This is a genomic window from Mesorhizobium sp. M8A.F.Ca.ET.202.01.1.1, from assembly GCF_004791595.1.
Taxonomy (GTDB): Bacteria; Pseudomonadota; Alphaproteobacteria; order Rhizobiales; family Rhizobiaceae; genus Mesorhizobium.
This window is the reverse complement of sequence record NZ_SRUN01000002.1, coordinates 259743-274649: the sequence shown is the minus strand read 5'-3', so window position 1 is coordinate 274649 and position 14907 is coordinate 259743. Positions and strand designations below refer to the sequence as shown.

16 protein-coding genes are annotated in these 14907 nt (G+C 59.1%); 7 read left to right on the top strand and 9 right to left on the bottom strand.

The window, feature by feature from the left end:
- Positions 1-4: 4 nt before the first annotated feature.
- Positions 5-733, bottom strand: coding sequence for a DUF2971 domain-containing protein (locus tag EN845_RS06080; protein ID WP_210234929.1), 729 nt, complete (start codon positions 731-733; stop codon positions 5-7).
- 243 nt (positions 734-976) lie between these two features.
- Here EN845_RS06080 and EN845_RS06075 point away from each other — a divergent pair, with 243 nt between their 5' ends.
- The 5 genes from EN845_RS06075 to hxsA all read left to right on the top strand — a co-directional run bounded on the left by EN845_RS06075 (position 977) and on the right by hxsA (position 6774).
- Complete coding sequence (locus EN845_RS06075) at positions 977-1987, top strand: nucleoid-associated protein (protein WP_167531260.1); 1011 nt, start codon at positions 977-979, stop codon at positions 1985-1987.
- Positions 1968-3158: a hypothetical protein gene (locus EN845_RS06070; RefSeq protein WP_135906819.1), complete on the top strand. Its 1191-nt coding sequence runs from the start codon at positions 1968-1970 to the stop codon at positions 3156-3158. Before EN845_RS06075 ends, EN845_RS06070 begins: the two co-directional genes overlap by 20 nt.
- Before the next feature lie 543 nt (positions 3159-3701).
- Positions 3702-5111, top strand: a complete 1410-nt coding sequence (hxsB, locus tag EN845_RS06065) for a His-Xaa-Ser system radical SAM maturase HxsB (RefSeq protein WP_135906818.1) — start codon at positions 3702-3704, stop codon at positions 5109-5111.
- Positions 5108-6208 (top strand): His-Xaa-Ser system radical SAM maturase HxsC, encoded by a 1101-nt coding sequence (gene hxsC / locus EN845_RS06060; protein WP_135906817.1) that lies wholly within the window; start codon positions 5108-5110, stop codon positions 6206-6208. The genes hxsB and hxsC overlap by 4 nt, the downstream gene beginning before the upstream one ends.
- Positions 6205-6774, top strand: a complete 570-nt coding sequence (hxsA, locus tag EN845_RS06055) for a His-Xaa-Ser repeat protein HxsA (RefSeq protein ID WP_135906816.1) — start codon at positions 6205-6207, stop codon at positions 6772-6774. Before hxsC ends, hxsA begins: the two co-directional genes overlap by 4 nt.
- Positions 6775-7076: 302 nt before the next feature.
- On the opposite strand, the gene EN845_RS06050 is transcribed toward hxsA, so the two are convergent.
- From EN845_RS06050 to EN845_RS06040, 3 genes are all read right to left on the bottom strand, one after another.
- Positions 7077-7571: a DUF2285 domain-containing protein gene (locus EN845_RS06050; RefSeq protein WP_135906815.1), complete on the bottom strand. Its 495-nt coding sequence runs from the start codon at positions 7569-7571 to the stop codon at positions 7077-7079.
- A 55-nt stretch (positions 7572-7626) separates the two neighbouring features.
- The gene (locus EN845_RS06045; protein ID WP_135906814.1) at positions 7627-7821 is read right to left on the bottom strand and encodes a DUF6499 domain-containing protein; all 195 of its coding nucleotides are present in this window, start codon (positions 7819-7821) and stop codon (positions 7627-7629) included.
- 128 nt (positions 7822-7949) lie between these two features.
- Positions 7950-8675 carry a hypothetical protein gene (locus tag EN845_RS06040; RefSeq protein ID WP_245511645.1) on the bottom strand — a complete coding sequence of 242 codons (726 nt, stop codon included), beginning with the start codon at positions 8673-8675 and terminating at the stop codon, positions 7950-7952.
- A 98-nt stretch (positions 8676-8773) separates the two neighbouring features.
- On the opposite strand from EN845_RS06040, the gene EN845_RS06035 reads away from it, so the two are divergent.
- The gene (locus EN845_RS06035) at positions 8774-9079 is read left to right on the top strand and encodes a transcriptional regulator (protein ID WP_245511644.1); all 306 of its coding nucleotides are present in this window, start codon (positions 8774-8776) and stop codon (positions 9077-9079) included.
- Between the two features lie 63 nt (positions 9080-9142).
- Here EN845_RS06035 and EN845_RS06030 read toward each other — a convergent pair whose 3' ends face one another.
- Complete coding sequence (locus EN845_RS06030) at positions 9143-9469, bottom strand: DUF736 domain-containing protein (protein WP_135906813.1); 327 nt, start codon at positions 9467-9469, stop codon at positions 9143-9145.
- 530 nt (positions 9470-9999) lie between these two features.
- A complete protein-coding gene (locus EN845_RS06025; RefSeq protein WP_135906812.1) occupies positions 10000-10344 on the bottom strand; it encodes a hypothetical protein in 345 nt (114 codons plus the stop codon).
- 46 nt (positions 10345-10390) lie between these two features.
- Between EN845_RS06025 and EN845_RS06020 the strand changes: the two genes are divergently transcribed.
- On the top strand, positions 10391-10870 hold the full coding sequence (locus EN845_RS06020; protein WP_135906811.1) for an NADAR family protein: 480 nt from the start codon (positions 10391-10393) through the stop codon (positions 10868-10870).
- On the opposite strand, the gene EN845_RS06015 is transcribed toward EN845_RS06020, so the two are convergent.
- From EN845_RS06015 to EN845_RS06005, 3 genes are read right to left on the bottom strand one after another with little or no spacing between them, the layout of a single operon-like run.
- Positions 10867-11805 carry a PfkB family carbohydrate kinase gene (locus EN845_RS06015; RefSeq protein WP_135906810.1) on the bottom strand — a complete coding sequence of 313 codons (939 nt, stop codon included), beginning with the start codon at positions 11803-11805 and terminating at the stop codon, positions 10867-10869. The two genes, EN845_RS06020 and EN845_RS06015, sit on opposite strands and share 4 nt — an antisense overlap.
- Positions 11789-13768 carry an HAD hydrolase family protein gene (locus EN845_RS06010; RefSeq protein WP_135906809.1) on the bottom strand — a complete coding sequence of 660 codons (1980 nt, stop codon included), beginning with the start codon at positions 13766-13768 and terminating at the stop codon, positions 11789-11791. The genes EN845_RS06015 and EN845_RS06010 overlap by 17 nt, the downstream gene beginning before the upstream one ends.
- Positions 13765-14907: a hypothetical protein gene (locus EN845_RS06005; RefSeq protein ID WP_135906808.1), complete on the bottom strand. Its 1143-nt coding sequence runs from the start codon at positions 14905-14907 to the stop codon at positions 13765-13767. Before EN845_RS06005 ends, EN845_RS06010 begins: the two co-directional genes overlap by 4 nt.

Genomic DNA, 14907 nt, shown 5'->3' with positions numbered 1-14907 from the left:
GGCCTTAGACATAGCGAGGTCGACCGAGAAGGGTGGAAAGCTCAAGGCGATCGCTTAGCCCGGCGGCAGCCACATGTTGAGACACGGTGGCGCGCTCGGCTTCGGTTGTGGTTGAGCCGAGCACGATGCGTTCAATCAGAGTGGGAAGATCGACGTCGACGAGGATGCCGTGTTCGGGAACTCGGACGCCAAATTCCTCAGCCATTCTAACGGAAATGGCGAGCCGATATTCCCGCTCCCATTCAAAAGCTCGGTGCTTGAAAAAGAACCGGTCGAGCATGCCGATGCCGCGCATCCGAACCTGAGTCAAGTCTACATATTGGACCGGACCGCCCCACAGATCTTCGACGCCATATTCCGGTTTGAGCCGAAAGGGTTTGAAGGCGGCGCGCATGCGATCGGGCGTCGTGCAGATCGCGATGCCCTTGTGCTCACCGGAGTAGAGCTTCCACATCGCGTCACTCTCATAGACGGCACGGTGCCAGCAGCTTATCTTGGTCAACCGTTTAAGTTGGAAGAAGGCGCGCTCCACGCCCTCCACTTCGGCGTAGCGCGGATCAGGCGGCGGCACGTTCAATTGGACAGCGACGGCGCCTTCGAAAGGATCGATAAACTGATTGGCCGATGCAAAATAGAGTCTGCTTTCCGCGAGCGTTGAAAGGAAGCGCTCGAAACGAAAATACTTCCATAGCGTCTCGTTGCCTTCGATCGCAATTTCTCCAATCTTGCGCACCACAAACTCCATTTACAGTAACGCTTACGTAAGGCCCATTCTATTTCAAGTCTACTACGGCACGGGCTGCGGAGAAGGCGGAAGAGCCCGTCTATGATGCGCCGCCGAAAAGCCACGTTGGCGAGTTGGTAGGACTGGGTCGCCTCCTGGAGTTTTATCTGGCGCCCGTAGTGGACGCCGCCGTCTACCACTATCATGTTGTCGGCGGTGTAAGTAATCTGGTCGCCTACGGGGGAGAGACCATTGGCAGAAAACAGCATCATCAGCGTTGCCGTGCATGACCTGAAGAAGGACGCCGACAAGTTCGACATCGCGTTGGGCAAATCGAATTTGAAGGTCACCGAACCGGTCCAGCGACTCGTGGACGTACTGGACAAGCTCTATGGCCGCCGCACGTCCAAGTCCCATGGTAAATTCTCCGATGATGAGGACAACTACCCCACTCAACGGCATCTTCGAGAATACGTGGAGGCCGAGGAGAAGGATTTCGCTACCCTTACGGAATCGCTGATGAAGACGTTGGCGGTAAACGCCCAGACCAAAGCGGCTGCCACTGGTGGTCACGTTTTCTTCGCGCACTTCACCCGGGACGAGCGGCACTATCTCATGGTCGCTATCGTCACCGATACGCTCAGCGCTGCGCTTACCCAGCAGAACGACGTACACGATGTGGCTCATCTCGACATCGAAGGATTCAGGTTCGCCGGGCGCATCAACATCACCGGATGGGCGAACAAGGAGGATCGCTACATAGGGTTCCTCAAGGGCAAAGGGAACGTCGCCGAATATTTTCAGGCTTTCCTCGGCTGCATCGACTCCGTGCAGGAGAAGGCCGACACCAAGAACCTGGTGGAGGCCTTGATGTCCTTCGCCGACGATAAGAGCCTGAAGCCCGAGGCGAAGACGGCCTTCCTGACCAAAGCCAAGGAAATTTGCGACCGCGCTGCGTTCAAGCGGGAGGAACTCTCATTCGACGCACTCACCAACGAGTTGCTGCCCGAGGATCCAGGGAGCCTCCGCGATTACCTCGCCAACCCGGACCTGAAGCTCAATGACTGGTTCATACCCAACAGGGCAGTGCTGAACACCCTAGTCCGTTTCAAAGGGCGCACGGACCACTGGTCACTTGAGTTCGACCGCAAGGCGATCCAGGAAGGCGAGGTGACCTACGATCCAGAGAAGCAGACGCTCACCTTGCGCAATCTGCCTGCTGAATTGAAGGACAGGTTGAGCGGTGAATTCGAAGATGCCTAGGCTCGGTTGGCAAGACATCGAGCCCATCTATGCCGTCACGGCCTTCGCCGATGATGGCACCGGCACGCTGACCATCACTACGCAGCCCATACTGAACGCCCTTCTGCTGATTGACCAGGACGAGGACGCAGCCGCCGATGCCGGCATGGCGTTGCTCACCGAAAGAGATCAGGTCGAGCTGGGCAAGCAAGCGCATGTCCAGTTCAATGCGCCGCGGACGTCGCACGGCAGGTTCGCATTGTCCTTCGCCAACCTGATTGCTGGACCGAAAGCCCGTGTGGAAGAGCCGGCCAATTACTTCGTCGTGGACGGCAGGTTGACCCGGCACTCTCAACCACCGTCGGACCTACAACTGAGATACCGATCAGTTCTTTCGCTGGTGGCATTGCTGGCGCGGGCTGCCGCCTTCCTCGATGGAGTTCAGCAGGAACTCGTCTTCTTTCGCGATGGCCGCATAGCAATCCCGGTAAACTACGATGAGAAGGACCTGACCAGCCTCAAGGCTGACCAAGTCGCAAAACTCGTCGGACTGTTCGCGGATCCAGTGCATCTCGAGCAGAAGCTCACGATCCTGTCGGAGGCCGTCATAGACCTAGTCGCAGGTCTGCCGACCGGACAGAGGTTCCGCCATGTCATGCGTGGGGTCGGGGAGATCGTCGAAAAGGTGGCCGCAGGCTACCGGCTATTCGCCTCCAGCTTCACCTATTCCAAGATCCGGCGAGAGGTCGAAACCGCGCAGGCCGAATTCATCACCCGCATCCACAAGACTTTCGTGGACCTTCAAGGTCAGATACTCGGCATCCCTATCGCCACGATCGTCGTCGCTTCGCAACTCAAGGTCGCAAAGGCTTGTGGAGTTGAGGTATGGACGAACATCGCGGTGATAGCCGGCGCCTGGATATTCGTCCTGTTCCTTCTCGCGAGCATCGTGAACCAATGGCTGACTCTCAAGGCCATAGCGTTTGAGTTCGGGCGCCAACAAGATCGGCTGGTCAAGGATTTTGCCGAGGTAAGGGGTGACTTCAACACGGCGTTCGAGCAGCTGACGAATCGTGCCTTCTGGCACCGCGTGGTTTTCGTGGTAGTTGGTCTCATCGGTGTCGGAGGAGCAAGCTTCGCGACGTGGGCGGCCACCAAGCTTATTGAAGTCGAGATTCACACCTGCATCTGATCAGGTAGAAGGACTGTACCCGCCTACAATAGGTGGCCCGATCCCGGAACATGGCGGAACCAGCTTTAGGGACCTGAGCGGACATCGGCCCCGAATGACAGGTTTAGGTAATCGTCAAGCGAACCTGAATGACCGAAAATAGGCGCAAAACTGCCGTCCGTTCAGCAACAAGCCCAACCATCAGTGATTTCGGTGGTCACTGAAAATCGAAGTTCAACTGCACTAATTCCCATAATCCAGTTTTGGGTATAGTTTGTTGGGAGGGAGGACTTGGTACGTGGGGGCGTCGCGCTTTCTCGGACAGGCTACAATCGAGATTCCGCAGAACTTTCAGTGTTTTGTGGAAGGCGCATTAATTCGACTACAAGTCCAGTATCCGTCGCTACGGTTTTCGGCCTCGGGTCACGGCGTAGCGGTAGAAGAGATTCCGCCGGAGAGGCTGGACGATTTGCGAAAGAATGTCCTTCACGCCATCTATCGTGAGAAGATCTACTCGGAAACGCTTCCGCTGCGACAAGCGTTGATCGGGGCGGTCACCGCCAGATGACCGTATGGCCGCTCAAATTCAGAGATCGCCCGGACGGAAAGCTTCTGTTTAGCGACGATGCCGGTGGGTTCTTTCTCGGTAGCGACGAGTTTCTAGGGAGATACGCACGCGATGCGCTCTCGGCCGACGACCAGAGATTTCTTCGTGGCAATGGACATACGTTTGAACGCGAAGGCGATCCTGATTGGACATCCTTTGCCTATCGTTGGGCGGGCAGGCAGTCGAAGCAGCAAGAGCTGTCGTATCTCATTCTCGTTCCGACTTTGCGTTGCAATCTGACTTGCAGCTATTGCCAGGTTTCCCGGGCCCCTGAGGCCGCACGGGGCTTCGACTGGTCCAACGAAACATTGAACGCGGCGCTCGACTTCATCGGCAATTTGAATGGTCCTGATATCAAGATCGAGTTTCAGGGCGGGGAGCCTTTGCTTCGCGTTGATCTGCTCGAGCAGATCAGAGCTTTCACCCGCACAAGATTTCCGCGCAGCCAGTTTGTCGTTTGCACCAACCTCCAGCGCATGGGTGAGGTGGAGTGGGCTTTTCTTGATCAGCCGGACACGTTCGTCAGCACGTCACTGGATGGGAACCACGAGACACACACCCGGCAGCGGACTGGCGACAGTCTGGCGACCGATACATTCCTCGGAAATTTGGCTGAAGCTGTCAGGCGTCTCGGCCCCGGCAAGGTTTCCGCCCTGCCAACCATCGACGTTGAGCGTCCGCCGAATTTTGAGGATCTCATCGGTAACTTCGAGCGGCATGGCATACCGTCGATATATCTCCGTCCGATAAACCACCAAGGCTTTGCGCGCCGGCGCAAGAGCGATGCCAATGCGATCGCTCGATGGAATGCGCTCCATTCAGGTTTCATCGATTATCTCATCGAACGTAATCACCGCACCGGCCGATACGTTGAAGAGTACTATTTCAGCCAGTGCCTGCGGCGATTCTTGAGATCAGGCACCGATGATCATGTCGATCTTCGCAATCCGAATTTCTTCGCGTCCGACTACATCGTTGTCGATCACGATGGGCAGTTATACCCGACGGACGAAGCCAGGATGCTGTCGCGGATCGGACGTGTCGATCTCTCGATTGGAACAGTGGCCGACGGCATCAATCAGCAAAAGGTGCAGCTACTCAATCAAGCATCGATGAACAACTTCGATGCCGATTGCATCCACTGTGTTTATCAGCCTTTTTGCGGCACGGACGTCGTCGACGATCTGTCTCGCGACGGCCATATCGATCTCATTCGCAGTGAGACGTGGTTCTGCAGACGGCATATTTCTCTATTCGACAAAGTCGTAGAGGTGATGACGCGTTGCGACGACGCAGCTCGGCAATCCGTCGCCAAATGGGCCGGAGTTCCCTCCTGGGGAGATCACATGGTCCCGGTCCACGCATGATCCCGCTTCGCCTCAAAATTGAGACTAACGCGATCGATCCATATGTGGTTCGACTCCGGTCCTTCGAGGGCGTTGCCCACGACACGCCAACGCTCAGCTCGTTCGATGCGGTGCTGGGTAACGCATCCGGCGAAAGTGCAGACTTTTCGGGCGGAGAGGGAACGCTCCGTGTCTACGGAATCGACCCCAGTGACGTAAATGGCGACGTGCTGTTTGTTGTGCCTCGACGGGGGACTGCACACCGTCTCATCCGGGCAAATTCCCGTCACAACACGCTGCTGGTTACCGAACGATGCGACCAGCTTTGTCTGATGTGTTCGCAGCCGCCGAAAGCGCACCACGTAGACATGTTTCCGTTTTTTGAGACGGCAGTCCTTCTCTCGCCAGAAAACGCAACGATCGGTCTATCTGGCGGAGAGCCGACGCTCTTCAAATCGGAACTGCTCGAGTTCCTGGGGCGAATGCTGGCAGCGCGGCCCGACATTGATTTCCACGTTCTGACCAATGCGCAACACTTTGACCGCGTTGATCTGGCTAAGCTCGGCGAGCTGAATTTAAATCGTGTCCTTTGGGGTGTTCCCGTCTACTCGAGCGACCCCGAGGTTCATGACCGGATCGTGGCAAAGCCAGGTGCGTTCGACAAAGTTAGAGAAGGCCTGTCAATCCTTTGCCAGGCCGGCGCAAAAATCGAATTGCGTACGGTGCTTATGAAGCCGAACGCCCTCGGTCTGGCGGATTTGGCCAAGTTTGTGACGACATCGCTGCCCTTCATCGACAAATGGGCGATCATGCAGCTCGAGAACATCGGCTACGGCAGGCAGAACTGGCACTCGTTGTTCTTCGACAGCTCCACAGGTTTCGACGTGGTTGGCAAGGCCCTCGATCTCGCCATCAGCCGCGGAATTGACGCCATACTGTACAATTTTCCGCTGTGCACGCTTCCGCCCAACTATCGGACGCTGGCCCCGTCGACGATTTCAGATTGGAAGCGAACTTACCTCTCGGAATGCGCTGGCTGCGTACTGCGTGACGACTGCGGCGGTTTCTTCGAATGGCACCCGAAAACGCATGGGTACGAAAGGTTCGGTCTCGCGTGAAAAAGCGGCTCTTTACGATCCCGTCGTTGCTCGCTGCCGGCTTCATGCCGATTGAAAGTATCGCAATGCCGATTGCTCCGTTCATTGACGGAGGCAAGTCGAAATCATTGTTCGACATTTTCAAGCTTGACCACAAGTTCACCTTGGCCGGTCACAGATCTCACTCCAGCCACAGCAGTCACAGCTCTCACAGCAGCCATCGATCATCGACGGGCGGCACCTATTTGCCGCGTGCCCCGGTCTATCAATCTCCAGCGCCTGTCTATCAAGCTCCGGCGCCAGTCTATCAGGCGCCCGCGCCGACCTACCAGGCGCCGACCGCCGCTCCGCCGGCTGCGGCGTCGCCGCTGGTCGTGCTTCCAGGGACCGCTGCCAAATTCAAGGAGATCGTCCTCCAGGTTCAGTTCGCGATGCTATCGTTCGGCTATTACAATGGCGAGTTGGATGGAAAGATGAGCCCTGCGATGCGATCTGGGCTCCTGACAATGCAGTCGGATTACAATCTCAAGGTAACAGGCACCATTACGCCGGAGACACTGAACGCCTTGCGCATTACAGCGGATTAATTTCACCGAAATGATTCGTATTTACAGACAGCGGCACTACCCCGCACTGGCGCCCCCTCATTCTTCGGCGGAAAGACCCACCCACCAAATTCCGACAATGCTGGCTTTAGTAAACCGCGAGACTGATCTCACGGCCAACACAAACGGCGATCCCAGCGCCAGCATCGCTAACCACCCGTCTGCATTCGGCGGGTGGTCAAATCGGAAGCAGTGACCGAGATTGGCGCTGAGCAGCCGTTCACTCCAGGATCGTACGCCTGCCGATAGCGCAATAAGTGGACCAGGCGCCGGACGGAGCCTCTTCAGGAAAGGCGCCGTCGAACGCGCAGCAACTGGCGATAGCCGCGCTCGACCATTTTCAGGCCGTCCCGCACAAGGCGTTGCGTCTGATAGCGAAAGGCCGAGTCGTGCCAGTCGGCGACGCTGACTAGCCGACGGCCAAACAAGGCGGTTGCGACGTCGAAATGAGATGCCTGCTCCTCACGGCCGTCAAGGCATCGCAGCATCAGGCCAAGACGCCGGCGCTGTGCCCCGGTCAAGCGGGCATCGGGAAGGTGCTGCCTATGGATCGAGCGGATGAACCGCTCGATCGCCTGAAGCCTTTCGTGCGCCATGTCATCGAGTGGAATTATGGCGGCCAACGGTTCGCCTGCCTGCGCATCGCCGAGAAGCGCCAGTTGCGTAGCGCCTGACGTAGAGCGCACGTGAAGGCCGATTTCATCACGCTGACCCGTGGCCAGCGGAACGTCGAGGACCTCCCGCGCTCGCAGATCCGGCGGAACTTCGACTAGGTTCACGACCCCAGGATCGATCTGAGGCGCCCAATATACGGGCTGCTCGACTGCGGATTGGTCAGGCCTGGCGGCGAAACTGCAAACCCCAGCGCTTGCGCAATGCGCGCATCGCCTTGGCCGAGCGGGAGACCGCGAAGTCCTGCTGATACTGGGGATTGCGTCGCAGGAACTCCCATGCAATCGCATCGGCGGCGGCCCCTTTAACGAACGCATATGCCTGTGGGTCACGCCACTGCGATGTATCCGGCTTCATCCGTATCCTTCCCTTCTCAAGGATTTGATAGGGGGACGCGGCGTTGAGCGAAATCCTTGGATTCCGTCATTGACGAATGAACAAAGAGCGATCTCGGCGCCGAGCAGTCAGGCCTAGACTTGCGGTGCCTACTGGCTCGCGCCTTGCAGTGTCTTGAAAGTGTCCGTCCAGGCGCGATACGCGTCATCATCGCCCTGGCTCCAAGCGCTGAAGGCGCGCCAGGCGGCGAAAGATGATGCAGGCTGCTCGAACAGCACGCCGATAGACTGATCGCCTGCGGGCCAGCCGGTAGGCTCGTCGCTTATCGTTTCATGCGTGAGGCGCCGCAGATCGGCCAAGGCCGAGCGGATGTGCGGCAGCGGAAATTCGCAAAGGTCGGTGTTGTCAGTCGCCTCCCGAAGGATGACCGCGAGCTTGGCGACCACGCCCGCCAAGGACTGCGCTGGCGTCGCCACAATCTCAGCCAGCAAGGCGTCTGCCTTTTCAGCGTCATCCTGCTCCGTCGTCCGGGCATCGAGACCGCCACAGTCGGCGTCAGCCCCCTCCTCGCGCCCAATGACTTCGTCGGAAGACAAGATCGCGCCGCGCCTTAAGAGCCCCTCGTCCGCCTGCTGCTGCCGGACACAAGAAGCCAGCATCGCAACGTGCGCTTCAATCCAGGCAAGGGACAGAACGAGGGCGGGATCGGCTGACGGCTGATTTTCGGCTCCATGGCCAGCCAAAGGCTTAGGATGCCCTGCGGTCAACGAACTGCGCGATTTCCGTCCACGCGTGACGGAAGGCAAAGTCGTGGTAATGTCGGAATCAGCCATGATCCGAGCTCTACACAGCTTGGTTTTGGTCAGGTCGGGCACGGGTGTTCCTGCACTCTGCTCGACCGTTTCGCCGCAGCATTGCAGACCTTGGAGGTCACCCTCCCGGGCCACATGCGTCGGTAACAGTGGTGATTTAGATGAACGCGGACAAAAAATCAAGCCCCATGGCATCAAATGATACTTTTGGTATAGATGAACTTACAAGCGGACAAATGCGAGCCGCACGCGCTTTGCTTCAATGGGATCAAAAAACGCTTGCGGAACAGTCGAAGGTTTCCCTCGCGACAATCAAGCGACTAGAGCCTCAGGCCGGCCCGATAAGAGCAAACAGAGTCACTATTGACGCGTTACGACGCGCATTCGAATCCGCAGGTATTCAGTTTATCCCAGAGAATGGTGGCGGTGTGGGCGTGCGCCTCTCCCGCCGTTCCGATTATTCATAGGCAAACTTCCGCGATCTCCGGCAGGAGACGCCTCGCCCGGTACCGGGCGAGGCGTCTGCCGATTTACTCGCCGTTGCGGCGGTTGGGGCGGGACCAGATGAGGCTGTGGCCCTCGCCTTCTTCGTCGGCGAAGAGGTTGGCGTAGATCGGAGCGGTGAAGCTCGGATCGTCGAGCTTGAGCCCGAGATAGTCGCGACCCTCGTTGGAGCGCTTGGACCAGGCGGCGCCGATTTCGGCCTTGCCGACCACCACGCGGTGGCTTGGAGCATTCTCGCCGCTGGCCCGGGTGTCGGGAATGATGCGCACGCCCTTGGCCTGGACGCTGAGGGTGACGATCTCGCCGGTGAACTCGTTCGCATTGGTCTTCTTGAAAGTGCCGATGGTAGCCATTTTCAGTCTCCGTTCTTCGTTTCCGAGCCCGCACCATGCGACCTCGATGGCGATCGAGAGGCCGAAGGCGACCGCCGCCGCATCGCTTGCGACCGCAGCAAAGCGGAGGATGGCGCAGGCGCGCGTTTCTTGGTTCCGCGAGGAATGGCCTTGCCCAGGGGAAGAAACGCGCGACGCACCGTTGCGGCATAGGCGGTCGAGGCTTCAGCCGTCCTTGGGCCAGATCAGCCAGTTCGAGAGGTCGTTGGTGAGCTCTATGAAATGAGGGAGAGAGGCGACGGCAGCACTGGCCATCAAGAGATATGAAGCGCGTTAGTGGCCCATATCTCCACCGAAGGCGATTTGGCGAGATCTAAAAGAAAGCTTGCGCCGATCCGGCACCAGCCGCACACGGTCGTATACAGCGAATGTCTCGTTTGGGGCCGGAAGCTGCTTGGCAGATTTCGGAAAGACGCAGCGAGACCAAACGTCCGCACAGATGGCGCAGGCTGATCTATCTCACCGAATCCCAGACGAGCGACAGCAAGAGGTTAGCGCTCGCGAAGCGCCCCGATGGTATCGAGCACTCGTACGATCTTGTCGGCACCCTCAGGGGTCTTGTCCCATAGGCCGCGTAAGCTCGCCTGCAACTTCGTCCAGGCGGCAGTTTCGGCGTTGGGCTCGATCACGGTTGAGTCCATTTCCAGCCCCAATACCTTGCAAATTTGCACCACGCTTTCGCTGATGCGGCGAAACTTGCCACGCGTGATGCGGCCGACCTGGCTGGCATGCACCCCAACTACAGCGCCGATCTGCGTGTCAGTGAGTGCGCAATCGGTGCGCGCTGCGACGATTCTTGCGCGGAGTACAGAAATCTGATTTTCATTTGCCTTCATGCAGATTTGCATGTAACAAAATGTGCAAATTTGCAAGAGGCACATGATGGCAGATGAAATCCGCTTCTATCGAGCCAGCGAGCGGCCCTACGGTGCGTTCAGCAATCTTTATCGGTGCGAAATCGAGTTTGAGGGTCAGCGCTTCGCCACGAGCGAGCATGCCTACCAGGCGGGGAAGCCGCGCAAGAAGGCTGTCCGCGACTGGCTGATGAGTGCGCCGTCCCCGGCATTACTAGCGATGGCCGCGCACGGCCTGTATTATTGGGATGTCGCGCCAGGCTGGTCGGTCGGCAAATTCGACCGAATGCGCGGGGTGCTCCGGGCCAAGTTCGAGCAGCATCCCGACCTGCGCAATCTGCTGCTCTCTACAGGCGATGCTCGTTTGGTGGAGAGCGCCACCGTCGACAATGATGTCAATCGCCTTTGGGGCGAAGTGAACGGGGTCGGCAAGAATATGCTCGGCGTGCTGTTGATGGAGTTGCGCGCGGAGTTCCGCCGCGAAACGCCGGTGGCGGCGGCGGCCTAGGTCGGGAAATCGCGACGCGCATGCTCTAGGATGGACCGCACATAAGAGACGTCGCGCTGCCGGAACACGCCCCGCGCGCCGGCAAATGCGCAATTTTCCGCCGCGAGCCGCTGGCCGGCGACTACGCCGCCCATCAGGTCATGGATATCCAGGGCCGCGAGCCGCGGCGTGGCTCGGGCCAATAGCCAGTCGATCAGCCCGACGCTCACCATGTCGCCTGATCCGCAAGTGTCCGTCACCTGCTTGGCAGGATAGGCCGCACACCAGATCCGCTCACGACCGTGACGGAGTTCGAGGCCATCGGCGCCGTAAGTAACGATCGCCATTGCCGCGCTGGCAGCTACCTTATCGTCGAGCTCGGGGCCCAAACGATCCGAGGAATATTTAAGCACGCTAGTGATCGCGAGCGCTTCGTCGAATAGCGCGTGATCGATGTCGGACGGTTCGAAATAGATTATCGCACCGCCATGGTAAGCCTGCGCCATCGCGTCGAGGATCGCCGGCGACAGGCGATCAGTGTAAAAGAGTGTGCAATTTTCTAACGCGACCATCGCAGATTGCAGCTCCTCGTGGCCGATCGGCTGATAGCGCGGATATTCCTCGAAAGTGTCGCAGCAGGTGAAACTGAAGCTGTGATGGCCTGAACGGGTGTCGAGTTCCTGGCGCAAGACCGGAGAGCGGCGTCCAGGATGACGATGGATGTAGCGTGTATCGGCGCCGGCGATCTCAAACTCGGCAAGCAACTGCTCACCGATCTCATCCAGCCCAAGTGCCAAAACCGGCGTGACCTGCCTTTGAAGCATGGCAAGCGACACGAGCACGTTGCCACACGACCCGCCAAGCGCCTCGGCGGTAAGATCGCCGTCGGCGTAAAGCCGATCGAGCACCGTAAAACCGGTGCCGACGACATCAATCACGTCACGTTGTGGGATCATAATGTTCTGCAATTGCACTTATTTCGGCAAAGCTGTCGAGTCCCAATGAAGACACATCTATACGAACGCATCCGTCACCATCACGTTCCAAGGCCTGGAGCAGGCGCAGCAGCGCCTCGGGACCGGTTAGCGTCTTGCCGAACAGAGTCCAGCAACCGTCGTGGCGGTCGCAGACCGTTCCAACGCTGATCCCATGGGCGTGCGATAGCAACTCATTGTCATTACCATCGCGCCCGCCACTATCGCCGATGCACAAAATTGCTAAGTCGTTCGGCAACGTCTGCCGCACGCGGTCGACGACGCTGAGCTTGCTGGTGCCGGCCGCAAAGAAATCGATGCTGTGGCCTGAGCGCCTAAACCGAACGGCGCCGGACGCGATGGACGGACAGTCTGCGAGAGCCGCCGGAAAGGCCAAGCGATCAGCGAGATTATCGAGCTTGATCGAAATTTGCACGTCGCTGAACCGCCCCTCGAAAGCTCCAGAGAATAATTCGGGATGTGATTCGAGCCAAGCGTAGCTTTGCGCCAGGTCTGGATCGGACGCTGGTCGATCCACCTCGATGTCGATGCTGAGAGGCTGTATATAAGCACCGTTGTAATAGCCGACGAGCACGTGATCGCGCATCGTCACCGGAAGTACGGCGCTCAGCGCCTTGCCACCCGACCCGCCGCGCCCGGTGGCGATCGCAATGCGCACGCCAATCGCATGGAGGCGTACAAGCTCATCGACGATAGCAGTCCGGGGATGTCCGAAACGCTCGTCATCAGAAATGATCGTGCCGTCATAGTCGAGGACGATCGCGCCGACCCGAGCGTCCGCAAGCACGCCGCGTCGCGCGGCGCAGGCAGCCCGGATACAGACGTGATTGTCGGTCACATCATCGCGCTCGAGTGCGGCCGAGCGCTTTTGTCGGACCGCTGGCCCAAGCTCACGCGCAAGAGCGAGTAATCCGTCTTCCTCGTAGAGGTTTCGGCCAAAATCGCCGATACCCGGCTTTCCTGGATCGATGCCGGTCGCGGCCCCGATCGCCTCGACGATTACTAGGCCTTCGACAATCCCGGCCGCTGTGCGCATGCGCCCGGCATTGCCGAAGTCGAAGACATGGCGCCGTAGCGCCTGTGGCAACAGGGAGATCGCGCGCTCCCATATCTCGCGGCTATCATCGCCGATCAGCCCGAGGATGACGGTTCGTTCGCCTCTATGATGCAGCCAGGTGTGGCGACCATGGGCGAAGTTGCGGAGGTCGGTTCGCTGGATCGGGCACAGCGCAGCCTCCCAGGCGGAGGTCTCGATAAGCTCGGCGACGGCACGAAGCTGGGGATCGGCGACGATCAGCAGGACATCGTCACTCCGCACATCGGCGAGTTGAGCCTGCATGGCCTGCCGGGTTGCTGGGTGCATCCACTCGCGCAGACGTTTGATTACAGCTGCAACGAGCGCCTCGCCCAATGGATCGGCCGATACCAGATCGCTGGCGAACAAGAGTGCGAGGACCGAACCAATGAGCGAATGGGTGGCGAGAAACCCGTCCTTCGCATCGGCGACCGGAATGCTGGTCACTGTGTTGCCAGGGTCTGCGGAGATGGCCTGAACCGCAGCGCCAGTGGCGTTGCGCGTCAGTAGATGGATTTGTGCGGCACCGCGCGAGCGAGCGGCGGCCACACTGGCGATGCTATCGGCATTGTCGGCGCCGGCGCTGAATAACCAGACATCACTCTGCTTAAGTTCGTCGTTGGCGAGGACGAATTCGGCTGGGGTCACTACGTGGGTTGCTGCTTCGAACAGCGTTTCCCTACACCGCGCGAAGTACTGCGCTGTGATCGCCGAGCCACCGGACCCAATCGCGACCACCTGGCGGTGCCGACTTTGCCGAAGCGCCTCGGCCAGCACGCGCAAATCCGCGCTCGCGACCAACTCGGCGGTGCGCAGCAGCGTGTCGAGCTTTTCGGCGAATCGGGTCATACTGCTTTGTCCCTCACTGTCTCAGCGGTATCTGGCGCCGGTGCGGCGGATGCAGCGCCAAGTTCGCTATAGGCAGGGCCGGACAGGAGCAGGTGGACGCGCATGTCGGGTGTCGCCGCGACCGCGGGCTTTTCCGGATCGAAGTCGTAGCGCACAGTCTCGATATACTGGACGGGAAGGTCATGTTCGATCGCGGCCATGAGCGCCCCTGCGGCCATTACACGGCTGCCGACGGGGGAGAGGATGATCGACGGTACGAATACCTGCTCGACCGCGTCGGAGTAGCGTTTGGTGAGTATGCTCAAGGTCCGATAGCAATCCAACGGGTTGGATTCGGAGACATATACGAGATCACGCGGGTCCACCTGCCACTCGTCTACGAGCTGAGCCTCATATTCGGCGATCAGCGCGTCCGCCCGGCGCGGATCGCGTGCCGGGAACGGCACTACCGGACAGATCTTATAGGTGCCGCGGATCGAACGGCCGATATCAGTGAGCGCGCGTGTGCGCCCTTTGGCCAGTTGTGGGACCCAGATTCGCGCGATCTCCAGCTTCGCGTCGCTTTGGTCGGTGCCGGCAAAGCCACGAACGGCAATCGGACGATCACCCGGTTCGCTCGCAATGGCATCGTCCAGCTCTGGGTTAGACGCGATCATGATGTGGAAAGCGATGCCGCAGCTCTCACAATAGTCGAGCAGGAGGCGCGCGGCGGGAAACGCGACGCCGATCGAGAGCGCTGTCATGTCGAGCACGATGTCGGTGGTTTCAGCGGCGATGCTGTGACCACGGATGACCGAAGCGATGCGCGCTCCGGCGATCGGCGCATTATCGTTGCCGAAAATATCAACCGTGGCAATTTCGCAACCGGGCACTAGGCCTCTAAGTAGTACAGCGTTCTGATCGGCCGCCGCGACGAGACTCGCGTCCGGGGTACCTCGCTCCTCCCGGATGAATAGGCCCTTGAGACGTTCACCAAGATGACCGGCGAGAAGCGTCGCGATACCGAGCGATCGGGGGTCGAAGCCCGCGGCGGCCACCAGCAAGCAATGGACGTCTGTGCGCCCAAAGTATTCCCCTGCGAACACGTCGACCTGCGCATCGAAGTGGGCGATGCAGTTTTCCCAATGGTTATGCGCCAT